Origin of the sequence: Priestia sp. FSL W8-0524, from assembly GCF_038005965.1 — a bacterium.
GTDB classification, from domain to species: domain Bacteria; phylum Bacillota; class Bacilli; order Bacillales; family Bacillaceae_H; genus Priestia; species Priestia zanthoxyli.
On sequence record NZ_JBBOUG010000001.1, the window covers coordinates 4,277,498 to 4,302,099 of the forward strand.

24 protein-coding genes are annotated in these 24,602 nt (G+C 39.4%); 4 read left to right on the forward strand and 20 right to left on the reverse strand.

The window, feature by feature from the left end:
* Window positions 1–86: 86 nt before the first annotated feature.
* A complete protein-coding gene (locus NST66_RS22400) occupies window positions 87–263 on the reverse strand; it encodes a hypothetical protein (protein ID WP_013059305.1) in 177 nt (58 codons plus the stop codon).
* A 166-nt stretch (window positions 264–429) separates the two neighbouring features.
* On the opposite strand from NST66_RS22400, the gene NST66_RS22405 reads away from it, so the two are divergent.
* The gene (locus tag NST66_RS22405; protein ID WP_223546263.1) at window positions 430–1,314 is read left to right on the forward strand and encodes an N-acetylmuramoyl-L-alanine amidase; all 885 of its coding nucleotides are present in this window, start codon (window positions 430–432) and stop codon (window positions 1,312–1,314) included.
* Here NST66_RS22405 and dtd read toward each other — a convergent pair.
* From dtd to NST66_RS22435, 6 genes are all read right to left on the reverse strand, one after another.
* Window positions 1,305–1,766 (reverse strand): D-aminoacyl-tRNA deacylase, encoded by a 462-nt coding sequence (gene dtd / locus NST66_RS22410; RefSeq protein ID WP_047749812.1) that lies wholly within the window; start codon window positions 1,764–1,766, stop codon window positions 1,305–1,307. The two genes, NST66_RS22405 and dtd, sit on opposite strands and share 10 nt — an antisense overlap.
* A 15-nt stretch (window positions 1,767–1,781) precedes the next feature.
* Entirely contained in the window at window positions 1,782–3,980 is a 2,199-nt protein-coding gene (locus NST66_RS22415; RefSeq protein WP_013059308.1) for a RelA/SpoT family protein, read from the reverse strand.
* A 185-nt stretch (window positions 3,981–4,165) separates the two neighbouring features.
* Window positions 4,166–4,678: an adenine phosphoribosyltransferase gene (locus NST66_RS22420; RefSeq protein WP_013059309.1), complete on the reverse strand. Its 513-nt coding sequence runs from the start codon at window positions 4,676–4,678 to the stop codon at window positions 4,166–4,168.
* 15 nt (window positions 4,679–4,693) lie between these two features.
* Entirely contained in the window at window positions 4,694–7,036 is a 2,343-nt protein-coding gene (gene recJ, locus NST66_RS22425; RefSeq protein WP_340843699.1) for a single-stranded-DNA-specific exonuclease RecJ, read from the reverse strand.
* Between the two features lie 141 nt (window positions 7,037–7,177).
* Window positions 7,178–9,415 (reverse strand): protein translocase subunit SecDF, encoded by a 2,238-nt coding sequence (gene secDF, locus NST66_RS22430; RefSeq protein WP_033579659.1) that lies wholly within the window; start codon window positions 9,413–9,415, stop codon window positions 7,178–7,180.
* Between the two features lie 137 nt (window positions 9,416–9,552).
* The gene (locus NST66_RS22435) at window positions 9,553–9,846 is read right to left on the reverse strand and encodes a post-transcriptional regulator (RefSeq protein WP_028411692.1); all 294 of its coding nucleotides are present in this window, start codon (window positions 9,844–9,846) and stop codon (window positions 9,553–9,555) included.
* A 64-nt stretch (window positions 9,847–9,910) separates the two neighbouring features.
* Here NST66_RS22435 and spoVB point away from each other — a divergent pair, with 64 nt between their 5' ends.
* Window positions 9,911–11,521 carry a stage V sporulation protein B gene (gene spoVB / locus NST66_RS22440; protein WP_028411693.1) on the forward strand — a complete coding sequence of 537 codons (1,611 nt, stop codon included), beginning with the start codon at window positions 9,911–9,913 and terminating at the stop codon, window positions 11,519–11,521.
* 20 nt (window positions 11,522–11,541) lie between these two features.
* Here the strand turns inward: spoVB and NST66_RS22445 are convergent, their stop codons facing one another.
* Entirely contained in the window at window positions 11,542–12,195 is a 654-nt protein-coding gene (locus NST66_RS22445) for a DUF421 domain-containing protein (RefSeq protein WP_028411694.1), read from the reverse strand.
* A gap of 146 nt (window positions 12,196–12,341) precedes the next feature.
* Here NST66_RS22445 and NST66_RS22450 point away from each other — a divergent pair, with 146 nt between their 5' ends.
* Window positions 12,342–12,725, forward strand: coding sequence for a TIGR04086 family membrane protein (locus NST66_RS22450; protein ID WP_340843700.1), 384 nt, complete (start codon window positions 12,342–12,344; stop codon window positions 12,723–12,725).
* Between the two features lie 35 nt (window positions 12,726–12,760).
* On the opposite strand, the gene yajC is transcribed toward NST66_RS22450, so the two are convergent.
* The 7 genes from yajC to NST66_RS22485 all read right to left on the reverse strand — a co-directional run bounded on the left by yajC (window position 12,761) and on the right by NST66_RS22485 (window position 17,971).
* Window positions 12,761–13,024, reverse strand: coding sequence for a preprotein translocase subunit YajC (yajC, locus tag NST66_RS22455; RefSeq protein WP_028411695.1), 264 nt, complete (start codon window positions 13,022–13,024; stop codon window positions 12,761–12,763).
* 72 nt (window positions 13,025–13,096) lie between these two features.
* Window positions 13,097–14,236 (reverse strand): tRNA guanosine(34) transglycosylase Tgt, encoded by a 1,140-nt coding sequence (gene tgt, locus NST66_RS22460; RefSeq protein ID WP_013059317.1) that lies wholly within the window; start codon window positions 14,234–14,236, stop codon window positions 13,097–13,099.
* Between the two features lie 23 nt (window positions 14,237–14,259).
* A complete protein-coding gene (gene queA, locus NST66_RS22465) occupies window positions 14,260–15,288 on the reverse strand; it encodes a tRNA preQ1(34) S-adenosylmethionine ribosyltransferase-isomerase QueA (protein WP_028411696.1) in 1,029 nt (342 codons plus the stop codon).
* 23 nt (window positions 15,289–15,311) lie between these two features.
* Window positions 15,312–15,494 (reverse strand): DUF2905 domain-containing protein, encoded by a 183-nt coding sequence (locus NST66_RS22470; RefSeq protein ID WP_445326394.1) that lies wholly within the window; start codon window positions 15,492–15,494, stop codon window positions 15,312–15,314.
* 14 nt (window positions 15,495–15,508) lie between these two features.
* Window positions 15,509–16,510, reverse strand: coding sequence for a Holliday junction branch migration DNA helicase RuvB (ruvB, locus tag NST66_RS22475; protein WP_028411698.1), 1,002 nt, complete (start codon window positions 16,508–16,510; stop codon window positions 15,509–15,511).
* 16 nt (window positions 16,511–16,526) lie between these two features.
* The gene (gene ruvA / locus NST66_RS22480; protein ID WP_028411699.1) at window positions 16,527–17,138 is read right to left on the reverse strand and encodes a Holliday junction branch migration protein RuvA; all 612 of its coding nucleotides are present in this window, start codon (window positions 17,136–17,138) and stop codon (window positions 16,527–16,529) included.
* A gap of 296 nt (window positions 17,139–17,434) precedes the next feature.
* A complete protein-coding gene (locus NST66_RS22485; RefSeq protein WP_028411700.1) occupies window positions 17,435–17,971 on the reverse strand; it encodes a BofC C-terminal domain-containing protein in 537 nt (178 codons plus the stop codon).
* A gap of 291 nt (window positions 17,972–18,262) precedes the next feature.
* Here NST66_RS22485 and NST66_RS22490 point away from each other — a divergent pair, with 291 nt between their 5' ends.
* Window positions 18,263–19,342 (forward strand): YsnF/AvaK domain-containing protein, encoded by a 1,080-nt coding sequence (locus NST66_RS22490; RefSeq protein WP_340843702.1) that lies wholly within the window; start codon window positions 18,263–18,265, stop codon window positions 19,340–19,342.
* 103 nt (window positions 19,343–19,445) lie between these two features.
* Here NST66_RS22490 and NST66_RS22495 read toward each other — a convergent pair whose 3' ends face one another.
* The 5 genes from NST66_RS22495 to nadC form a co-directional block, all read right to left on the reverse strand.
* On the reverse strand, window positions 19,446–20,105 hold the full coding sequence (locus NST66_RS22495) for a YhcN/YlaJ family sporulation lipoprotein (protein WP_033579658.1): 660 nt from the start codon (window positions 20,103–20,105) through the stop codon (window positions 19,446–19,448).
* Between the two features lie 94 nt (window positions 20,106–20,199).
* Complete coding sequence (locus NST66_RS22500; protein ID WP_240962124.1) at window positions 20,200–21,165, reverse strand: phosphotransferase; 966 nt, start codon at window positions 21,163–21,165, stop codon at window positions 20,200–20,202.
* Entirely contained in the window at window positions 21,155–22,435 is a 1,281-nt protein-coding gene (gene safA, locus NST66_RS22505) for a SafA/ExsA family spore coat assembly protein (protein ID WP_340843703.1), read from the reverse strand. Before safA ends, NST66_RS22500 begins: the two co-directional genes overlap by 11 nt.
* Window positions 22,436–22,649: 214 nt before the next feature.
* Window positions 22,650–23,750 (reverse strand): quinolinate synthase NadA, encoded by a 1,101-nt coding sequence (nadA, locus tag NST66_RS22510; RefSeq protein ID WP_182028501.1) that lies wholly within the window; start codon window positions 23,748–23,750, stop codon window positions 22,650–22,652.
* On the reverse strand, window positions 23,707–24,600 hold the full coding sequence (gene nadC / locus NST66_RS22515; protein ID WP_034265512.1) for a carboxylating nicotinate-nucleotide diphosphorylase: 894 nt from the start codon (window positions 24,598–24,600) through the stop codon (window positions 23,707–23,709). Before nadC ends, nadA begins: the two co-directional genes overlap by 44 nt.
* Between the last annotated feature and the right edge of the window lie 2 nt (window positions 24,601–24,602).

Consider the following 24,602-nt stretch of genomic DNA (forward strand, 5'->3'; position numbering starts at 1 on the left):
ATATAAAAATGTTATACATTCATTTTAATTTAGCAATTGCTTTCTATATTACGAATGAAATGAGCAGTTGTCAAGCACCTTTCATGTTAAGAGCGGTCTAATTGTTTTCTTAGTTTCTGAATATCTCGAAGCGTTAAACCAAATTCAGAAGCCAATTCAAGGGATGAAGCTTCACTTTCTCTATCAATAAAATCATGAAAATGAATGCCAAATACCGGATTTACCTGCTGAAATGATTGTTCACCTTTTTCACTAAACTTCATCGTTTCTTCCTCCCTGCCTACACTTACTTATCCTTTTATTAGCATTGCCCAAAAAAGATGTTTTTACATAAGAGAAAGGATTTTTTTTCTTTTCATCGAATACTCTATTTTGTTATAAAAAGGAGGTCTATCTATTCGCCATCTTAACATGAAGTCTGTATCTGTTTTGGCTGCAAGTATCCTTTTGTTACTGTGCTCTTCCTCATTTGAGCGCCCAAATGTACCGGTGCATCAACCCATTGTTGTAACAGCTGACTCTCTTCATGTACGCAGCGGTCCAGGACGTTCATTTTCAATTACAAATAAATTGACGAAGAATACAAGACTATCCGTTTCAGACCGTCAAGGAGATTGGTATTATGTAGAAAGCTCGGGTATTCAAGGCTGGGTGTTTAAAAAATTCACGAAAACCGTAGCGCTCCGCAGCGTTCAGCCTAGCATGCAAGTAGCGCAGCGCCAGCCTGTTTATACGCTGAGTAAAAGCTTGCAGCACCTAAAGGGCAAAACCATTATTATTGATGCAGGCCATGGAGGAAAAGACAAAGGAGCCATCGGCACACAGGGCACATATGAAAAAGATCTCACTCTCCGAACAGCGCTGATTTTACAAAACAAACTTCAAAAAGAAGGCGCACACGTCATTTTAACCCGCACCCGTGATGAGTACGTTCTGCTTTCACAGCGCACGCTGCAATCGACTAAAGCAGATGCTTTTATAAGCGTTCACTACAACAGTACGAACAGCTCACAGCTAACTGGCCTTATGACGTATTATTATCATCAGCATCAGGACAGTCCACTCACACATTCTATTCATCAGTCACTCATTGAACATGCAAAATTGAAAGACAAAGGAGAACGATTTGGAAACTATTATGTTCTTCGCGAAAATACACGTCCGAGTACATTAATTGAACTGGGCTTTTTAAGCAACGAACGGGAAGAAACGTATATTAATTCCATCAGTTATCAGCAAATGATTACATCCGCTATCGCTGAAGGATTAAATCACTACTTTCAAAACAAAGAAAAAACGCAGACTCATCTGTGAGCCTGCGTTTTTTCTTTGCTTTCTACAATAAGTGTGACCGGTCCGTCATTCGTAAATGATACGTCCATCATTTCGCCAAATGCGCCGGTTTCTACTCGAATATTTTTTCCTGATAATACTTTATTAAAATAGTTGTAAATCGTTACAGCATGATCTGGCCTAGCAGCTTCCATAAAGTTTGGTCTTCTGCCTTTTCGGCAATCTCCGTAAAGCGTAAATTGAGATACCGATAAAATTTCTCCTTCTACATCTAGAAGCGACAAATTCATTTTGCCAGACTCATCTTCAAACACTCGCAAATTTACAATTTTGTCTGCTACATACTCTGCATCGGCTTCAGTATCCTCGTGGGTAATACCGACTAAAAGCATATATCCGTGCTCAATCTCGCCGACCGTCTCGCCTGCAACAGTTACTTTTGCACTCTTTGCTCTTTGTACGACTACTCTCATGTATAACGACCTTTCTTAATGCATAATTCGGCGAACTGAATAAATGTCTCGAAGCTGCTTAATGCGCTCGACCACTTTATGAAGATGACTGATGTTATGAATAGAAATTGACATATGAATCGTAGCCATTTTGTTTCGGTCCGATTTTCCTGAAACGGCTGAAATATTCGTTTTAGTCTCGTTTACAACCTGCAGAACTTCATTTAGTAAGCCTCGACGGTCGTAGCCCGAAATTTCAATTTCCACATTAAACTCTTTGCCTTCTTTAATATGTGTTTCCCACTCTACAGGAATAAGACGGCTTTCAGCATCATCTGTGTGAACGTTTAAACAATCTGCTCTATGAACAGATACTCCCCGCCCCTTTGTAATAAAACCAACAATCTCATCTCCGGGAACTGGATTACAGCATTTAGACAAGCGAATCAGCATGTTCTCTACACCCGGTACGATAACACCGGAATCTTTTCGTTTATGCTGGCGAACACGTTTAGCCGCAGTGTCGCGTGCAATGTCATCAATTTGGATCTCTTGTTCTTGATCGCGCTGCTTTCTCCACTTCTCGGTTAAACGATTAGCTACTTGAGCCGCAGTTAATCCGTTATATCCAATAGCTGCATACATATCATCTTCATTTGAGAAATTAAACTTCTCCGCTACTCGTTTGATATTATCAGCTGTTAATACTTCTTTTAAGTCAAACTCCATTTGACGAATTTCTTTTTCAACCAGCTCTTTGCCTTTTTCAATATTTTCATCGCGGCTTTGCTTTTTAAAGAATTGGCGAATTTTATTTTTGGCTTGAGACGTTTGAGCAAGCTTTAACCAGTCCTTGCTTGGACCATATGAATGCTTAGACGTCAAAATTTCGATAATGTCCCCCGTTTTCAAACGGTAATCAAGCGTAACCATCTTGCCGTTGACTTTTGCTCCAATGGTTTTGTTTCCGATTTCAGAATGAATACGATAGGAAAAATCAATTGGAACAGAACCCGAAGGAAGCTCAATGACGTCGCCTTTTGGCGTAAAAATATAAACCATGTCAGAAAACAAATCAACTTTTAGAGATTCCATAAACTCTTCTGCATCGTTTGCATCATTTTGAAATTCTAAAATTTCTCTAAACCACGTTAACTTTTCTTCAAATGAAGCATGCTCAGCTGTTTTTCCCTCTTTGTAAGCCCAGTGAGCAGCAATTCCATACTCAGCAATTTGGTGCATGTCAAATGTTCGAATTTGAACTTCTAACGGATCACCTTTTGGTCCGATAACCGTCGTATGAAGAGACTGGTACATATTTTGTTTTGGCATCGCAATATAATCTTTGAAACGTCCTGGCATTGGTTTCCAGCACGTGTGAATAATCCCTAACACCGCATAGCAGTCTTTAATACTATTTACAATAATGCGCACAGCTAGTAAATCGTAAATTTCATTAAACTGCTTGTTTTGCAGTGCCATTTTACGATAAATGGAATAAATATGTTTTGGACGTCCTGAAATTTCAACTTTAATCGACACTTCATCTACTTGCTCACGAACTTCATCAATAACTTCAGCCAAATATTGCTCGCGTTCCGCACGCTTTTTCTTCATCAAATTGACAATGCGATAATATTGCTGAGGATTTAAGTAACGTAAAGCTGTATCTTCAAGCTCCCACTTAATTTTTGAAATACCAAGACGATGAGCAAGAGGAGCAAAAATTTCAAGCGTTTCATTTGAAATGCGTCGCTGCTTTTCCTGCGGTAAATGCTTCAGCGTACGCATGTTATGAAGACGATCCGCAAGTTTGATCAGTATGACTCGAATATCTTGAGCCATTGCCACAAACATCTTGCGGTGATTTTCAGCCTGCTGCTCTTCTTTAGACTTATATTTAATTTTTCCAAGTTTCGTTACGCCGTCTACTAGCATTGCTACTTCTTCGTTAAAAGCTTTTTCTAAATCCTTTAGTGTTATCTCTGTATCTTCGACCACATCATGTAGAAATCCAGCTGCAATTGTTGCTGGATCCATATCTAGATCAACTAAAATTCCTGCGACTTGAATCGGGTGGATAATATATGGTTCACCCGACTTGCGATATTGTTCTTTGTGAGCTTCTTTTGCAAAATCATATGCTTTTTGTACAAAAGCCACGTCTTCTTCATTTAAATATCGCTTCGTATTGTCAATGACCTGTTCCGCTGTTAGGACTTGCTCATTTGCCATGAAATCACCTTTTATCAACTAGCATTTTTAATTCATATTGTAACTATTATCTTGAAAAAATCCAAGGATGTAAAGCCTTTGCGTCTAATTTATGAAATTTACATCATTTCCATTTTACGTATTCACGTTTTTTAACGAAAAAAGAGCACCTGTATCAGGTACTCTTTTTTATGTGATCGTTCTTCTTAATACGTCATTAATGTGAATACATCGTAACCGTCTAGTTTGTCACGGCCGTCAAGGTAAGAAAGTTCAATTAAGAACGCAGCTCCAACAACAATTCCGCCTAATTCTTCAACAAGCTTAATTGTCGCTTCAATTGTACCGCCTGTTGCTAATAAATCATCTGTAATCAACACGCGCTGACCTGGCTTAATTGCATCTTTGTGAATCGTTAATACGTCTTTACCGTATTCTAAACCGTAATCTACTTTAATTACTTCACGCGGTAATTTTCCTTCTTTACGAACAGGTGCAAAGCCGATACCTAACGCATATGCTACTGGACAACCAACGATAAATCCGCGAGCTTCCGGTCCTACGATAATATCAACTTGTTTATCATTGGCATATTTTACAATCTCATCCGTTGCGGCACGGTATGCGTCACCGTTATCCATTAATGTTGAGATATCTTTAAATGTAATACCTGGTTTTGGCCAGTCAGGTACAATTGTAATATAATCTTTAAAATTCATTCTAATGTTGCCTCCTCATTCAATCGAACGCTTAAAAATATCTTGAAATTGATTTTTAAGCTGTACATATGACGTATAAATAAAGTTTTTTTCTATTTCAATCTGCTGCTGCTTTTGGCGATAAGTCGCAGATTCTATTAAATCACGTTTCGTAGAATTTTTCACTAACGAAATTAAGCCATTGTTTATTGTAACAAATTCTAACTCAAAAAACACCTTTGCCATAAAATCAATCGTTTCTTTCGACCAGCCCTTATGAATTGCTAAATCTTCTTTGTAGCGTTTTAAATCAAAAGGACCCTTTTTCGCTAAAAAGCCGTAGAACCATTTAAAGTGATCGCGAGTTGGGATTGTATCAAAATAATGGTCTTCTTCCGTTAAGAAAATAGCGTATATCCTAGAAGGAATACCTTGGACAAACAAAGCTTCAAGCCACTTCTGTGACGGAGGCAAATCTAATAAAACGATCTGTTCTCCTGCAAACATGCATGCTTTTGCCTGTTCTTCATTTTGAATAAGAACAACATGTTCCATCGGCAGCATCGACTTGTATTTATCAATTGTTGAATCGTGAAAAGCAACAACTTTCATTTGATCTGTGAATACCTGTTCAAAGAAACGTTTGACATCAACCGCGCTGCGATAATCAAACATCTGCCACTCATCTACAGAGATATCTTCTACCATCAGCTGCGGTTTGCGCATATTGTTCCACTCATTAATAGATAGTTCACCTACTAATGATACCTTAGCTATAGGAGATACTTCATCTAATATATAGCCTAACCCAAATCCTACTGCATCAACCGATACACCGCTGTCTTCAAATACGAGTTTTAAATGATTTTTATTCGCGCCAATTTTCCGCATAGATGTTGTATGAACATCTTTAATGAGAACTTTTGGCTTCGGATTATGCATACCAAATGGAGCAAGCGCACTCATTTGTTCAATGTTTTCCAGCGTAATTTCCTCTGTTTTGCATACTGTATCAACTGATGTAATTGGAATAAAGTCCTGTTGAGTTAACACGTTGCTTGCTTGTTCATTAAGGCGTCTGCGCAGTTCTTCTACATCCTCGCTGTTTAACGTCATGCCAGCTGCCATTGGATGCCCTCCAAAATGCGGCAAAATGTCACGGCATTTAGATAAGTTCGCGAATAAGTCAAAGCCTTGGATACTTCTTGCTGAACCTTTAGCAATATGGTTTTCAGAGTCAACACTTAATACAATTGTTGGTCTGTAGAACTTTTCTACGAGCCTAGAAGCAACAATTCCAACAACGCCTGCATTCCATCCTTCTCCCTCTACAATAAGAACGCTATTTTCATCCGGAGGATACATACTTTCAACAAATTCAACGGCTTCTTCCGTAATATCATTTACGATTTGCTGCCTTTCCTTGTTTAACGCATCAATTTCTTTAGATAAACCTTTTGCTTCTTCAGCATTTGTTGTCATAAGCAAATGAACAGCTGGATCAGCATCTTGAAGACGTCCTACTGCATTAATGCGAGGAGCCATGGCAAATCCAATTGTATCTTCAGTAATTTCTTCGCGTTTTACTCCACATACGCTCAGCAGCGCTTCAATTCCAGTACGCTTCGTGAGCTTGAGATAGTCAAGACCTTTGCGAGCAATTAAGCGGTTTTCGTCGACTAAAGGAACTAAGTCAGCAATCGTCCCAATCACTGCTAGTTCTAACAAATGTTCCGGAAGCTCTCCTAACAGCGCATGAGCGAGTTTAAAAGCCACTCCTACACCTGCCAGTTCTTTAAATGGATATGTACTTCCCGGAAGCTTTGGATGAATAATTGCATACGCATCGGGTAAAACCGGACCCGGCTCGTGGTGATCAGTAATAATTAAATCAAAATCTAATTCACGTGCATACGCCGTTTCTTCGACTGCCGAAATACCTGTGTCTACCGTAATCACCAGCTGATAGCCGCCTGCGTTTATTTTATCAAATGCTGCCTTATTCGGCCCATAACCTTCTGTAAAGCGATTAGGAATATAAAAATCAGTATCAGCGCCGAGCTGCTGTAAAGCAGATAACATAACTGAAGTACTGCTGACGCCGTCCGCATCGTAATCTCCATAAATCATAATTTTTTCATTATGATCAATTGCTTGCTGAATACGAGCTACTGCTTTGTCCATATCGTGCAATAAAAACGGATCGTGGAACGTTTGTGCATCAACGTGTAAAAACTCACGTGCCGCTTCTACTGTTGTCATGCCTCTATTAAGTAATAACGAAGCTACTAGAGGTGTAATATTGAGGTTTTCTACAAATTCATTAACAAGTTGTTCATCACATTCTTGAACATTCCAACGTTTTTTTGACTGTAACATGTCTCTTCACCCCTTAACCCACATTATTATACTAGAGTGGATGAAATGGAGCAACGAAAGAAAATAAGCATATTTTTCTGACAGTGCGCCTTAAATTTTCACGTACAAAAAAAACGTGCGAACACTTCGCACGTTTTTGAATTACTTGCTTTCTACTTCTTTTTGTTCCTCACGCTTCAACTGTTTACCTTTCCACACAAGCCATAGCTGCGCAGCAATAAACACAGATGAATATGCACCAAGAATTAAACCTACTAACAGGGCAATTGAGAAGTTTTGAATGGACTCACTTCCGAATACAAGAAGTGCTACAACTGCAATCACAACTGTTAACACGGTATTCATCGAACGAGTAAACGTTTCGCGTAAACTTAGATTTACGATAAATGCCAAATCGTCGAACGTTTTGGATTTGAATTTCTGCATGTTTTCACGAATGCGGTCAAACGTAACGATTGTATCGTTAATTGAGTAACCAACAATCGTCAAGACAGCGGCGATAAACGTTAAATCTACCTCTAACTTTGTTAAGCTAAAGACCGTAACGATAAAGAACGCATCATGCAACAGAGCAAGCACGGCTGCAAGCGCCATGTAAAACTCGAATCGAATCGTTACATAGATGATAATTCCAATTGAAGCAATCACGATCGCCATCATTGCATTTTTCGCCAGTTCTTTTCCAACTGTCGGCGAAACGGTGCTTACGTTTGGTTCAGAACCGTATTTGTCTTTAAAGTGGTCTTTTAAATTGGCAATTTCTTTTTTATTCAAGACCCCAACTACACGTACGACACCCGTATCATTACTTTTTCCTGTAATAACTATGTCATCCGTTTTGATATCAAGAGACTTCATTTCACGCTGTATCTCAGCCTGCGTAACGGTATGATTTGCTGGAATCTCTATACGAGTTCCGCTCGTAAAGTCAATACCGAGGTTCAGCCTAAACACAGCAACCGAGATAATACCGATAATCACGAGCACGCTTGAGAATGTGAAGAACGCTTTACGGTATTTAACAAAGTCAATTTTATCCCACGCTGTAGGTAAAACGGTTGTGCCGTCATCTTTGCTTAAATCGTGAATTTGCTCTTTCTTTACGCCAAAGTATCCTGGTTTTTTATCAAACCAGCGGCTGTTTACTAAAAGGCTCATTAATAAACGCGTACCGTATACGGCCGTAATAAAACTTAGCACAATCCCGATCATTAATGTTGTTGCAAATCCCTTTACTGAACTTTGACCATAAAAGAACAGTACAAGAGCCGCTAACATTGTTGTAATATTGGCATCAAAAATGGTCGCAAGTGAGCGACGATTTCCTGCCCGGTAAGCCGATATAACAGACCTTCCTGTTTTCAGTTCATCTTTAATCCGCTCGTAGGTAATAATATTCGCATCTACTGCCATACCTACGCCGAGAATAAGAGCCGCAATCCCTGGAAGCGTCATAACCACGTGCATCCAGTCAAATACAACTAAGTTTAAGTAGATATAAAAACTGAGTGTAATAACGGCAATAAGCCCCGGTAAACGGTAGAAAAACAGCATGTAAAGGAAAATAATTCCGATGCCGATAATACCCGCTAGTATAGTCGTATGAAGAGCTTCTTCTCCAAACTGCGCTCCAACGGATGTAGAGTATAGCTCATCTAATTTAACTGGCAGCGACCCGGCGTTTAGTAATTCCGCCAGCTGCGTTGCACTTTTCACTGTGAAGTTTCCACCTGAAATTTCAACATCTGGCTGTGTTAACACGCTGCTAACAGAAGCTGCAGACAGGTACTTCGGATTTTGTTTTGCTGATTCTTTTTGGTACGAGTCTTTTCCTTCTTCATAATCCAGCCAAATGACAATTAAATTGTTAGGTGCTGGTTTTTGAGAAAGCTCTCGCGTAATCTTTTCAAATTTTTTCGCATTTTTTAACTTTAGTGAGACGCTAGGCTGATTGCTTTGGTCAAACGATTGCTTTGCCCCGCCTTGCGCTAAGTCTGTACCATCCATCAGCACCTTATCGTTCACGTCACGGAACGTTAAGTTTGCTTGAGTTGATAACAGATCCCTGGCTTGCTTTTGATTCGTGACACCAGCTAGCTGAACACGGATGCGGTCGTTTCCTTCAATTTGAATGCTGGGCTCACTAACTCCCAGTACATCGACACGTTGACGCAGCGCTTCAACCGTGCTGTTAAGTGCCTTTTTGTCAATGACATCGCCTTTTTTAGCTGGACTGACTTTATATAAAATTTCAAATCCACCTTGAAGGTCGAGGCCAAGTTTAATATCTTTTGTAATTCCAGTCATCGTTGTTCCGATTGTACTAAACACAAGCAGTACTAAGAGGAAAAAGGCAACGATACGTCCTCTTTTAACCATCGACAGAAAATCCTCCTTCTTATGTAAAAAACATGAAATGATAACAATAGATAAATGACCAATCTAATTATCATTCATAACCTAATGTCTGTCAAATAAAGACCTTATCAAATTTTAATACATGTATTTTACAAACTCTACTTTAATAATTCTTTCCAGTCTTCTCCATTATTAACACTTGAGAACATATCAGATTTATAAGATTCAATGGTTACATAGCTCATCACCTGCGTGATCTTAACAGATAAAATATCATTTACAACTTGATGGAGAGATAGCTCCTTTTCTTTTTTCCATTTTTTCATTTCCAAATAACTCAATAAATCGTTCTCCGTTACTTCTTCATATCCGAGCATATGAAATTCTTCCATTTTGCTGGATACGACAGGCTGTATAAGTTCTTTCGAAGCTGAAATAAATGGATGTGTCATATTGATCCTCCTTTCCGTTTGACATTTTGCGTAAAATTTCTTTCTCGTATGAGGAATACTTGTCATGCTTGGACACCGACGGCGCATATATTCACTGTATAAACCTCAAGAAAGCAGTGAGTATATGTCTAAATTTTTACAGGGAACTATTATTTTAATAATTGCTGGCTTAATTACACGTGTACTCGGGTTTGTCAATCGAATTGTGGTGGCTCGAATGATTGGAGACGAAGGTGTGGGACTTTATATGATGGCGGTCCCCACGCTGGTATTAGTAATCACCTTAACACAGCTTGGGCTACCGGTTGCCATTTCAAAGTTAGTGGCAGAAGCAGAAGCTTTAGGTGACAGGCATAAAATAAAAAAAATACTTGTCGTCTCTTTAAGTATTACGTGTACGCTGAGCGTTTTATTTACGCTCGGACTAATATTATTCGCTCCCGTTGTAGCAAAAACCTTCTTTACAGATTCACGTACGATCTATCCGCTGCTTGCGATTATTCCTGTTATTCCGATCATCGCCGTGTCGTCTGTCATTCGCGGATATTTTCAAGGAAAGCAGCAAATGAAGCCCGCTGCTTATTCTCAAATTATTGAACAAGTGGTGCGAATTACGTTAATTGCTGTCTGTACAAAAGCATTTTTACCTTATGGAATTGAGTACGCCGCGGCTGGCGCTATGCTCTCTTCGGTATTTGGAGAGCTCGCTTCCCTGTTTTACATGGTGTTTATGTTCAAGCGAAAGAAGAAAATAACGGTAAGACGAAAATTTTTTGCTTCTTTACATGCGGGCAAAGATACGTTCCTTGACTTAATGCGAATCGCTCTTCCCACGACAGGAAGCCGCATGATTGGGTCAATTTCTTGGTTTTTAGAACCTATTGTAGTAGCTCAAAGTTTAGCAATTGCAGGAGTAGCGACAGCGGTAGCAACGAAGCAGTACGGAGAATTAACAGGCTTTGCACTCCCTCTCCTGATGCTGCCTTCTTTTGTAACGGTGTCTCTATCCACTTCTTTGGTTCCCGCAATCAGTGAATCTCTTGCACAGAATCAAATGAAACAAATCGAATATCGGCTTCATCAAGCTCTCCGCTTGTCGTTTGTAACAGGCGGACTGGCCGTTGTTGTTCTTTATGTATTTGCTAATCCGGTAATGGAATTGATGTATGGTTCTGACAAAGCTGCTATTTTTGTCAAAGTCATGGCGCCTTTTTTTATCTTTTATTACTTTCAAGGGCCGCTTCAAGCTGTTCTGCAGGCGCTAGACCTTGCAAAAGCCGCCATGATTAACAGTTTTATAGGAGCAGCGGTCAAAACGTCTCTTATCTTCTTACTCGCAACTCAGCCCAATCTAGGCATTATGGGAGCTGGCCTTGCAATTGTTGTGGGAATGATGCTTGTCACTCTTTTACATCTGTCTACGGTCATGAAAAAAATCACATATAAGCTTCATGTGTTTGAGTATCTTCGCAGCTTTGCTGTAATGGGCATATCAGGCTTTATTGGACACTTTGCTTATATGAACCTTTTCACTTCCATCCCGTTAAGCTTACGAACCATTTTATCAATTGCACTGACAAGCTTTGTATATGTACTGTTTTTGCTGCTTTTTAGACTGATAACAAAAGAAGAATTAAATCGCTTTTCTGTTTTACGTTATTTTAAACGAAAATAAAACGCGGAGCACTCCGCGTTTTATTGTTTCACATCTATTAAATCTATAAAAAATTTTCCGTTGTCGTAGCTGCAATATGAAATCTTGTCTAAGTTTGAATGCCCCAGTTTCTCTAACTCCTGCCTTAACCATTCCGTTGTTTTATGTTCATGCAACAGATGCTCTTCTTGAATAACGCCGTCAATGATAAAAGGCAAATTCAAATTGCCTTTTTTACCTGATTGCTGATCTTTTTCAAACACGGATAGCCTTCCTGAAGATTCTAAAATAGCAAATTCAACATCAGCTACATTTTTTATATTTTTATCTCGCAGCTGCACAAGCAAATCATTGAAGTTATATCGCTGCCTTTTCATTTCATGTTCATTTATTTTTCCATTTTCAATGATAATACTAGGTTTACCATCAATAAAATTTCGCATTCGATTGCTTTTAAGAGACCATATAGCTAAACCAATTTGAATAATAAGAAGCGTTAACATCGGAAGAATTGAATACAGCAAAGGATCTTTTGGGTTTTCAATAGCCATTACTGCCATTTCAGCAATCATAATAAAGACAACTAAATCCAAAATGCTCAGCTCTCCTATTTCCCTTTTGCCCATAACGCGAAAAATAATTAAAACTACTACATACAAAAGCACGGTTCGCGCAACCATGATTAATAGTTCCACTGCAAAGACCTCCTTTATGTATTCCCTTGTAGTTTGTACCATTTATTTTAAAATAGCCTTACTTTTATGCGTCTATTTTGAAGTCATCCCGAATATGCTCGTACTAAGGGTTCACCTATCTTTTTATTTCATGAGGGGGAAACAAGTTGGGTGCAAAACGAATGAGCAACGCTGTATTTGCAGGGGTAGCAACAATCTTAGTGATGGCTTTAGCGATTAGCATTGTCTTTTCGCTTATTTTAAAATTCACATCGCTTGAAGAACAGTCCGTACGTTTATTTTTACTTATTCTCTCATTTATTACACTGTTTATCGGAGGATTTATAGCGGGAGGACGAAACGGTTCAAAGGGACTGCTTGTTGGAGGAGCCACTGGTATTTCTTATTCTTTTTTAATGTTTTTGCTCCAATTCCTCGGCTATAGTCACCTGTTTTCTGCACAGCAGCTTTTATTTCACGCTGGGTTTATTGGAGTCGCTATTCTCGGGGGAATTGTTGGCGTAAACATTGCCGGTTCACGAGAAGCATAAAAAAACGTCACGTACATGTACGTGACGTTTTTTTATTAATCTACGCTTCTTACTTCACGAATAGCATTGCGGTCAAATGTTAATTTTGAACCGTCAGTGCTGCGAACCACAACTTGTGACTCATCGATTGCTTCTACCAAACCGTGCATACCGCCAATTGTAACAATCTTATCACCTTTTTTAAGTGCTGATTGCATTTGCTGTACGTTTTTTTGACGTTTTTGCTGTGGACGGATTAACAAGAAATAGAAAATGACAAACATTAAAAGTAATGGCCAAATATTTTGTAAAACACCCATGAAAACTCCTCCTTTTATTTATATTATCAACAGGTACTCATTCATAAATTTGATGAAAATTCCTGTAGTGACCTAGAAATTCTTTGCGTCTGGGCCGTTAAACCCATATTTTTCAAAGAACTCATCGCGGAAATCGCCAAGTCGGTCTTCGCGAATGGCTTCACGGACTTGCTCCATTAAGTTTAGCAGAAAATATAAGTTATGGTAAGATGTTAAACGAATTCCAAACGTTTCATTACAGCGAATTAAGTGGCGAATATACGCTCTTGAATAATTTTGACATGTGTAGCAGTCACAGTTTGGATCAATCGGACCGAAGTCTTCTGCATATTTGGCATTTTTAACAACAAGACGACCTTCACTTGTCATAAGCGTTCCGTTACGTGCAATACGCGTTGGTAATACGCAGTCAAACATGTCAATCCCGCGAATTGCCCCATCAATTAACGAGTCAGGTGATCCTACTCCCATTAAATAACGAGGTTTGTCAGTTGGCAAGTATGGCGTCGTAAACTCTAGCACACGATTCATCACATCTTTTGGTTCTCCAACTGACAGGCCTCCCACAGCATAACCTGGGAAGTCCATTGATACTAAATCAGCTGCACTTTGACGGCGTAAATCTTCAAACTCTCCGCCTTGAACAATTCCAAAAAGACCTTGGTCTTGAGGGCGGCTGTGAGCCTCAAGGCATCGCTCTGCCCATCGGCTAGTACGCTCTACTGAACGTTTTAAGTAGTCATACTCTGCTGGATAAGGAGGGCATTCATCAAATGCCATCATAATATCAGACCCAAGCGCATTTTGAATGTCCATCGCTTTTTCTGGAGATAGGAAAAGCTTGTCTCCATTCAAATGGTTGCGGAAATGAACGCCTTCTTCTTCAATACGGCGCAAATCGCTTAAACTAAAAACTTGGAAGCCGCCTGAATCTGTTAAGATAGGACGATCCCAGTTCATAAATTTATGCAGACCACCTGCTTTTTTAACAATTTCATGACCTGGACGAAGCCATAAATGGTACGTATTACTTAAAATAATGCCTGCCCCCATTGCTTTTAAATCTTCCGGAGACATTGTTTTTACTGTAGCTAATGTGCCTACTGGCATAAAAATAGGCGTTTCAAATGAACCATGAGGCGTGTGGACAATACCTAAACGCGCTCCTGTTTGTTTACAAGTTTTTATATGTTCGTAACGAATTGCTGTCATTGATGTATTCCTTTCATGTTAAATTACACGATTAGCATCGCGTCGCCGAAGCTGAAAAAGCGATACTTCTCTGCTACAGCTTGTTCATAGGCAGAAATGACGTTTTCTCTTCCTGCTAAGGCACTTACAAGCATAATGAGCGTAGATTTTGGAAGATGGAAGTTTGTAATCATTCCATCAATTGCTTTAAATTCATACCCTGGGAAAATAAAAATATTGGTCCAGCCTGAAGAAGCAACAAATTTTCCGTTATGCTCAGTTGCAATTGTTTCAAGAGTACGGGTAGAAGTTGTACCTACTGAAATAATGCGTCCGCCTTTTTCGCGTACGCTGTTTAGTAAAGCCGCGGTTCCTTCACTCACTTGATAAAACTCTGCGTGCATATCGTGCTCTTCTAAGTCGTCAACGCTGACTGGACGGAACGTACCTAATCCGACATGAAGCGTTAAAAATGCAATATGCACACCTTTTGTTTTTAACTGTTCAAGCATCTCTTCTGTAAAGTGAAGACCTGCTGTTGGCGCTGCTGCAGAACCTTGCTCACGGGCAAAAACCGTTTGATAGCGCTCTTGATCATCCAAACGTTCTTTAATATAAGGCGGCAGCGGCATTTCTCCTAACTGTTCAAGCACCTCATAAAAGATGCCTTCATAGTTGAATTCTAGCAAACGTCCGCCTTGATCGCTCGTTTCTTTGCATACAGCAGTCAGACGTCCGTCACCAAACGAAATAACCGTTCCTTCTTTTACTCTCTTAGCCGGTTTTACAAGCGTCTCCCACGTATCGCCTTGTGTTTGCTTTAAAAGCAATACTTCAATATTAGCACCTGTATCTTCTTTTGTGCCAAATAAACGTGCAGGAAGAACACGCGTATCGTTTAACACTAAACAATCTCCTTCTTGCACATAATCAAGAAGGTCATGAAACATATGATGTTTCACATTTCCTGTTTCTTTGTTTAATACCATGAGTCTTGATGCATCTCGCTGCTCAAGTGGTGTTTGCGCAATCAATTCTTCTGGTAAATGAAAATCAAATAAATCTACTTTCAAAATGTTCACCTGTTTCTACTTAATTATTTAAACCTGCCAATTACATAAAAAATAAGTGATAACACAACGCTTACTAGGATACATGTCACAATCGGGAAATAAAAGGTTGTATTTCCTTTTTTAATAAAAATATCGCCAGGAAGCTTGCCAACGAACTGCCATAACAGCCCAATGACTACTAAAATGCCTCCTAATGTGATCAGCATCTTAGGAATATCATTCACTGATCAGGCACCTCCAGCTGAAAATGATCATAAACCAAAGGAGTCACAATTCGTCCTCGAGGCGTTCGCTGCAAAAAGCCAATTTGTAGTAAATAAGGCTCGTATACATCTTCAATCGTGTGAGATTCTTCACCAATAGTAGCTGATATTGTATCTAAGCCTACAGGCCCGCCTCTAAATTTTTCAATAATCCCTCTTAATAATTTATGGTCAATATGATCAAGACCTAAACGGTCCACCTGTAACATTTCTAATGCTTCAGTAGCAAGGGTTTCAGTTATAGCTCCGTCTCCTTTTACCTGGGCAAAATCTCTGACTCTTCGAAGCAAGCGATTCGCAATACGTGGAGTTCCCCTAGCACGCCTAGCCATCTCAAACGTCGCTTTCTGATCAATCTCTACATCTAAAATAGCTGCTGTTCTTTCTACTATCGAAGCAAGATCTTCTTCTTGATAGTATTCCAAACGGCTTAAAACGCCGAAGCGATCACGTAAAGGAGAAGATAAAAGCCCTGCTCTTGTTGTTGCACCTACTAGCGTAAACGGAGGCAAATCAAGACGGACAGAACGTGCACTCGGCCCTTTTCCAATCACAATGTCCAAACAGAAGTCTTCCATTGCTGGGTACAGTACTTCTTCAACAGAACGATTTAATCGATGAATTTCATCAATAAAAAGCACATCTCCAGGCTCTAAGCTGGTTAAAACCGCGGCTAAGTCGCCTGGACGCTCAATGGCTGGCCCTGAGGTCGTTCGGATTTGCACGCCCATTTCATTAGCGATAATAGTGGCAAGGGTTGTTTTACCTAATCCTGGAGGACCATATAAGAGCACGTGATCTAACGTTTCGCTTCGCATTTTGGCAGCTTTAATAAAAATGTCAAGATGGGATTTTACTTTATGCTGACCAATATACTGCTGTAAGGTTTGCGGCCGCAAACTTTGCTCGATGATTTCTTCTTCACCAAGAACATCTCCCGTTACAATACGATCGTCCATTTTACTCCTCCCTTACTTATTGTTTCAATAATCGTTTTAGCGCTTCTTTAATATACTGATCTGTTGTCATCGTTTCCTTCATTAAAGCTGGAACAATTTTTTTGATTTCTCTTTCTGCGTAACCTAATACTTTAAGTGCTTCAATGGCTTCATCGAGTGCTTCTGAACTTTGAGATTTGACTTCTTGTGCGTCCAAATCTGCAAATAAAGAAGGAACGGCATCTGGTACAATATCATGCAGCTTTCCTTTTAAATCTAGAATCATCTGTCGAGCTGTTTTTTTACCTACTCCTGGAAACTTAACTAAAAACTTCTCGTCTTCCTCCTCCACAGCTTGGACAACCTGCGCTGGATTACCTGACGCTAAAATAGCTAAACCGCCTTTTGGGCCGATTCCTGACACGCTAATTAACTTCATAAATAAATCCTTTTGTTCTCGCGAAGCAAACCCGTAAAGTGCAATTACGTCTTCTCTTACATATTGATAGGTGTAAACCGTTTTTGGTTGTTCATCAATTGAAAACACGTATGGATTCGGCGTAAAGACCTGATAGCCTATTCCGTTGTTTTCAATTACTATATACTCAGGATTTATATATGTAACCGTGCCTTTGATATAATCAAACAATAAGCTCTCTCCTTACTCACGTACGCGCGGGCAGTGACCTTCCATCTTACCTATGAAGAGTCCTGCCCGCATCGTTCTCTATTTTCCTTTACAGTTCCTTTTAAAAAGACGTTCAAGAGAACGTTCGCCTCTTTTCATCTTTCTCAACCCACTTTTACAATAGCTGTAAAAAATAGAACCGCCCACTTTTATTGATGAATGACCTTTTAAGTTATATACAATACTAGACTGCTGAATACCATTTTAACATATCGCCAAAAGCAAATAGAAGCAATTTAGAATGTTGAATTCAATAATTATTTTACCATACTAAAAAACGGCTGCTTGATCGAAAGCGGCCGCTGCTGGAGCTGATAGATTTTATAGAAATTAATGAGGGAAAGATATTCATCTTTTGATTGAACGCGAATACCTTTCTTTAATTGTTCATGCTGATAGCTTTCAAGCCTTTTGATGTCAATTTGAAAAAACGACTGTATAATGTGCTGCGACGAAGCTGGCTTGCCTTCAAATGCTGAGAGAATACCGTTAACAGAAAGCCCTACGTAGCCGTTGTCTTTTAAAATAGGTGAAATATCGTCTATGCTTGTTCTAAAAACTAGCTCTCGATCGGTTTCTTTAAGCAGTCGCCAATTTTTATATTTTTTCATTAATTGTTTTTTTGTCATAGAAGGGCTTTTGATCATCTCTTGACTTACGACTCCATCCACATACACGCGCTCAAGAAATAATGTCATCGGCTCCTTTTCATTCGCATCTGCACGGTATGGCATTATACAAAGCACAATACTTACTAGCATTAAAAAAGCTGCTTGATGAATGACTTTCTTCACTCACCTTCACCTCACACGTTAATCATACTCTTTTTAGTATTATCTAAAAAGGTTTTGTGAAAATCTACACTAATAGTTTGACCTACTTATTTTCTTTTATCCTCTTATTTTATGAAGCGAATCCTTTTCACGATATTATGTTAAGAAAACATGGAGTATTTGTTACATTTGCACACTATTTGTAAAATTTTCTCTTAAACGTTTTAATTAAATTTTCGCAGGGTATGTACATAGTGGAAGTAATTGTAAGGACTTCTATTATCTATTTTCATAAAAAAGGGAGCTGAAGTAATGAGAATGAATAAACGTGTAGTCGGAACTTTTTTTTCAGAAAAAGAAGCTTTAGATGTTATCCATAATTTAAAACGTCAAGGTTATCGAGAAACAGACATCATGGTCATTTCTAATAGTAAAAGCAATACATTTCAAATAGGTCATGATACAAATGTAATTATTGAAGCTGGTTCGCCTGCCGTAAGTTCATTAGCTGGCGTCATGATGGATAACTTTTTTACCATGATGACAGGCGGCATGGGGCTCAAACAAGGAAGCGGCTTGAAATCAAAATTAATCCGCATGGGCATCCCAGACATCTCAGCCGTGCAGTGCGAGACAGATGTAGCTGCTGGTAAAATTCTAATTTTGATAGATGCCGTAAGCTCTGAACAAACTCCAGCGTACGGAACCTATACGGAACACAACGAGCATAGAGCTGTCCAACTGCGTGAAGAAAAATTAGATGTCTTAAAAGAACGCGTTCAAGTAGGTGAAGTAAAACTCCACAAAAAAGTAATAGAGGAAGAAAGAACTGTACACGTTCCTGTTACAAGAGAAGAGTTTTATATTGAACGCCGCCCTGTAATTGACGGAGACTATAACGCTGGCCCACTTACAGAAGATGAAATTATTCGTGTTCCAATCATGGAAGAACGAGTAGAAATAACCAAAAGACCAGTTATTGTTGAAGAAGTAATTATAGGAAAAAAACTTATTCAAGAAACAAAAGAATGGACTGAAACGATTAAGAAAGAAGAAGCAAGCGTAGAACCTGATGGACTCGCGAGCCCTGAAGTATACGAAAATATGATGAACTATACAGACCATACTTACGCTCAAGTTTCTGCAGCTCTAGCAAGCGACGTGGAAGCTGAATACGAAAATAGTCAGACAACTAACAACGAGAAGCCAAACACACAAGCTAATAAGACAAGCTCTTCTGCAAAAAATGTTAAAAATACAAAGAGTGTCGCTACGGCACCAGCAGATACGAAAAAAAGAGAAGGTCGCCTCAAACAAAACGAAACTAACGCTCAAAATGAAGAAGCGGAATCTACAACAACAAACAAATCTGCTTCTAACAAGAAAAATTAATAGTTACATGTTCGAGGAATAGCTGCCTGGCTTCAATGGCAGCTTTTTTATATGTATTCTCATCAAAAAAACAGCCGCCCTTCACAGACAGCTGCTTCTTCATTTAACGATGTTTATGATTGACATTCTCATCGACTGATTCAAATAGACCATTGAAATTAGTTTGAATCGTATTTCGGTCTTTTCCATTTCGAATATCGTCATCAAGAGAACGAGCATTCATAAATACATCGTGATCTACTTTTACTTGAACATTGTAGTCCTTCGCAATAGGCTTTACTTTATCGAGCACATTTTGTCTTAAACGGCCGTTATTTATGTCTTTGGCAGGATCCACAGCAACTAATAGCTGATCTCCACGGACAACGGCGCGACTATTTTCTACACCTTTAACGCTTGCAGCTCGATCAGCCACTTTTTCCGTAAAGTCTCTTGGATAATCTTCACCGTAATACATATTAGCCACGCCATTTGTACGATCATTTGTATTATTGATGTTTCCATAAGGGTTTGTCGGATTGTCAAAACGTCCATCACTTACGTTTAACGGATAATTAGGTGTTCCATTCCCATCTAAAACTTCAGTCATTGGACCTTTCGGATTATCTACGCGATGTTCATTCGCTTTTTCATTTGTATGATACCCAACAGGCTGTGTCGTATCTGTATAGCGTTGTTCCATACCTTGGTCTTTGTTATTGCAAGCGCCAAGTCCCATCATACATGCAAAAGCTAAAGAAGTTGCTACATACCTATTCAACATAATCGCCCCCTAATTTAAGCTCTATTTACTCTGAGCTTACTATTAGGATTAAAAGACAAGCCGTTTCTTATTCGATGAAGTGTTTATAAACTCTTTACATGTCATGTAGGTTTTGTAAGTGCTGGTAAATCACTCGATAAAACCGTGTGCGCTGTGACCATTCTTCAACTGATTGCTGCATTAACCTTTGACGGTTTGCCCATGATAAAGCAGAGGGGTTTATATTCCAGTTTCTCATCAGCATCGATGGAAATAGCAAAGAAGCAAGAAAAAAACGCTGCTTGCTTAATTCTTTTATTTTCGAGTGTTGAAGTAGTTCTTTCATCGACCACTGGACGTAAGGCAAAAAGCGCTGGGCCAGCTGAACATAGTCATAAAGAGCAGGAGCTTTAGCCGCTAAGTCAAAATCAATCATAACAATACCCAAGTGGTTTGTTTTCAAGAAATTATGTGAAGCAACATCACCATGAATAATGGAATAGTTCAGCCCTCTATCTTTGAAGCGCTCCATTAAGACTAAAGCTTTTTCTCCCCAAGTCACAATATCTTTATATACATGAAATTGATTAAATTCTCTAAATATGTGTGATGCTTCTTGAAAAGAAGAAAGCCGCTTTTTCCATTTTAAAATAAGATCATACTCAGAAAGCTTTGTATACGCGGCTATTTTCTTTTTATGAACTTCTCCATGATAGCGGCTCAATGCTTGTAATACTTCTTCTCGATCCTGAAAACTTTCATACGTTACCTCTTTTACTTGCTTAACAAAGGGCATCATCGCCCAATACAAATGACGGTCCTTTATATAAAGTTCACCTTGTGGGTAAGCTTCGAAATTAACAGCGTACCCTTGTTGAATCTGAGATAAAAAATGATAAACATGTTCAATTTTACCTTTATCTCTGTAAGCTTTTATTACTTTTTTTCCTTTATTCGTATCCGCTATGATGACATGAGGCTTTTTCATACGGTAGGCCTCAACTTGAATATCTCTTTTTTTCAAATAGAGAAAGAGACGATTTAAATTAAAATCGTCTCGTGTATAATAATCAATCCTCATCTTCGTCGTACTCATCATATTCTGGAATACTAAATGCATTTGGGTCAAACGCAGGATACGGAGGTACACCAATCATGCCATATGGGGCTGGATAGAGTGCCCTTGGGTCCTGAAAGCCATAAGGTACCTGCTGCTGGTACTGTGGATAAGGCTGCTGTGGTGCATAGTCGTCAGGTCGTGGTTCACCGCAGCCGCAGTCTCCTTGCTGCTGTGGCGCATAGTGCTGCCCATAATGGTAAGGCGCGTTTCCAAAACCTTCGGAAGAACTTTCATAATGGCCACCTGTCATAGCTCCTTGCACTTGTGGATACATCGGTGCTTGATGATAGGCCGGATAAACGGGCTGCTGATATCCCCATGGAGGCGGACAAGGAGAACATTGTACCGGTCCATAGCAGCTGTGTGGCATCATTGGATACATTGGCATCGGTGCCATGTGAGCGCCCATTGCATGTTCTTCAAACGATTCGTTTTCATAACCGTGATGATACATTGGAGCCTGTTGATACATTGGCATTGGATATGGCTGCGGTGCATACATTGGCGGATGACACGGCATATAATTAAATCCGCAGCCTGGCATCACAGGCGATATTGGCATGATTGGGTAACATGGCATTTGAGGAGGCATTTCTATACTCTCCATCTCAGGACTTTCTGGCGATTCATGCTTGGGTAGTTCTTTTGGTGCTTCTTTTTTTGGAGCCTGCATCGCCATATTAACTGTGTAATAATTGTTAATATCAATCTCAGGTGCAATTGGCTTTAATTTAGGAAGCTTTGGCGCAACTGGCATTTCTTTTTTAGGCTGAACAATTGGTGCTTCTTTTTTAGGCTGGGCGACCGGCGCTTCTTTCTTTGGCTGCGCAATCGGCGCTTCCTTTTTCGGCTGAGCAATCGGTGCTTCTTTTTTAGGCTGGGCAATTGGTGCTTCTTTTATCGGTTGCATAAACGGTGTCTGAGCAGGCTGATTAGCTGACTTTTTCTCATCTGGACTTTCATCAATTTCCGTTACTGGATAAGCTTTTGTGGATTGGTCACTATAAGGGTGTTGAACTTTAGGCATTTCTTTTATCCCAGGTGAAGGAGCTCCTTCTTTTTGAACAGGCACTCCGCTTGTCGGCACTTTAATTTTCATTCCAGGCATGATCATATCTGGATTGCTTAATTGAGAATTCGCTTTTTTTAACTCTTCAAAATTAACCCCATACTTTTCAGCGATTTTCCAAAGGGTATCCCCTTTTTGAACGATATGGATTTTCAACGTCATTCCCCTCCCGAGTAGAGTCTCTGCCATCTATATGTGCAAAATCAAAGTAAGTTCTGTTTGTTCATCACAAGATATGCCTTGAACCATTTTTTTATTCATTTTGCCCACAGTTTGGTTCAAGTTTTTATGATAAAGAAAAAAAGACTTATCAACACAAACAATATGTCAATAAGTCTTCTTTTAGACCTTCTTTGTTTAATTGTCTTAAAAATCTTTATGCTCGTTCTAACATATTCGTTAGGGCTTTGATAGCACCTTCTGCTGTATGTTTATCCACCTTGATTTGATTTACTTCTTTTCCTTCTTCGATGCTTTCTAAAGCCCACAGCAAGTGAGGCAAATCAATTCGGTTCATCGTCAAACAAGGACACATATAGGGATTAAGTGAAACAATTTCTTTATCCGGATGACTATTGATAATCCGTTTCACTAAGTTCATTTCCGTGCCAATGGCCCATTTAGAGCCTGAAGGAGCTTGTTCAATTGTATCGATAATATATTTTGTAGAACCTGCATAATCTGATTTTTGCACCACTTCATGGGAACACTCTGGATGAACAATAATATTCATCCTAGGCTGCTTCTCGCGTAAATAATCAATATTTTTAACCGTGAAATTTTCGTGCACAGAACAGTGACCTTTCCATAGAATCACCTTGATGTTGTTTATATCGCCTTCATATTCAAGCATTTCTTCAATAGGATTCCAAATGGCCATTTCATCTAGTCCAACACCTAAATCATAAGCTGTGTTTCTGCCCAAATGCTGATCTGGTAAAAAGAGAATGCGCTCTTTTTTAGAAAATGCCCACTCCACCATATTTTTTGCATTTGAAGATGTTACTGTTGCACCATCATGTTCGCCTACAAAAGATTTAATTGCAGCTGTAGAATTTACATACGTAAGCGGAATAATCGTATCTCCGAAAAGAGCCTGCAAGACAGGCCATGCCTTTTCTGTTTGCTGAATAGTAGCCATATCAGCCATTGAACAGCCAGCTCGCATATCGGGTAAAATGACTTTTTGGTTTTCATCTGTTAAAATATCAGCTGTTTCTGCCATGAAGTGAACGCCGCAAAACACAATATGCTCAGCTTCTCTATTTTCAGCCGCTATTTGAGCCAGCTGTAAGGAGTCTCCTACCGCATCTGCAAACTCGTACACTTCGTCTTTTTGATAATGGTGGCCGAGCAGAAACAATTTGCTTCCGAGTTTTTTCTTGATTTCTAATACTCTTCTTTTCATTTCATTTTCTGTGAGCTCCGTATATTTAGCGGGCAGCGTTTGCTGCTGAAGCGTTTGTAATAAACTCATCATTTTCTGTTCCCCTTTCTGTTAATAAGTCCAAGCTGATATCGATAGACCCTGCTGAATGCGTTAAAGCTCCAAGTGAAATATAGTCCACTCCGCTGTCTCTAAAAGAATGGAGCGTGCCAAGCGTAATTCCACCGGATGCTTCTGTGACAATATGAGCGGGAACCAGCGGTATCCAATCTTTAATGACTTCTGGAGAACAGTTATCGAACATAATGACATCTGCTCCTGCCTCTATTGCTTCTAGCAATTGACTTTTATTTTCAATTTCTACTTCCACCTTAACCATATGTCCAAGCTGCTCTCTTACTCTCACAACAGCGTCTAGAATAGATCCTGCATGTGCAATATGGTTATCTTTTAACATGACGCCATCGTACAAGCCAAAACGATGATTATAACCTCCTCCAGCACGAACGGCATACTTCTCTAACATTCGCAGACCAGGCGTTGTTTTTCGGGTGTCACATATGCGGGTATGTGAGCTGCCAAGCATCGCTACGGCTTTGTGCGTCATCGTGGCAATGCCGCTCATTCTTTGAAGTAAGTTTAAAATTACCCGTTCACCGGTCAAAATAGATCGCACGGATCCTGAAACGGCAGCTATTTTATCTCCAGGCTTAAGAACATCTCCATCTTTTTTTTCGAAATCCACTTTCACATTAGGGTCTATTAAATGAAATCCTTCTTTAATCAATTCCACTCCTGCGATAATACCTGATTGCTTTGCCGTAAACACAGCCTTCCCTTGGTCAGACGGAGAAAAAATAGCTTCACAAGTTAGATCTCCATCTCCAATGTCTTCTATAAAAAAAGAATGCAACAGTGTTTGTAATTTCAACGTGTTCATTA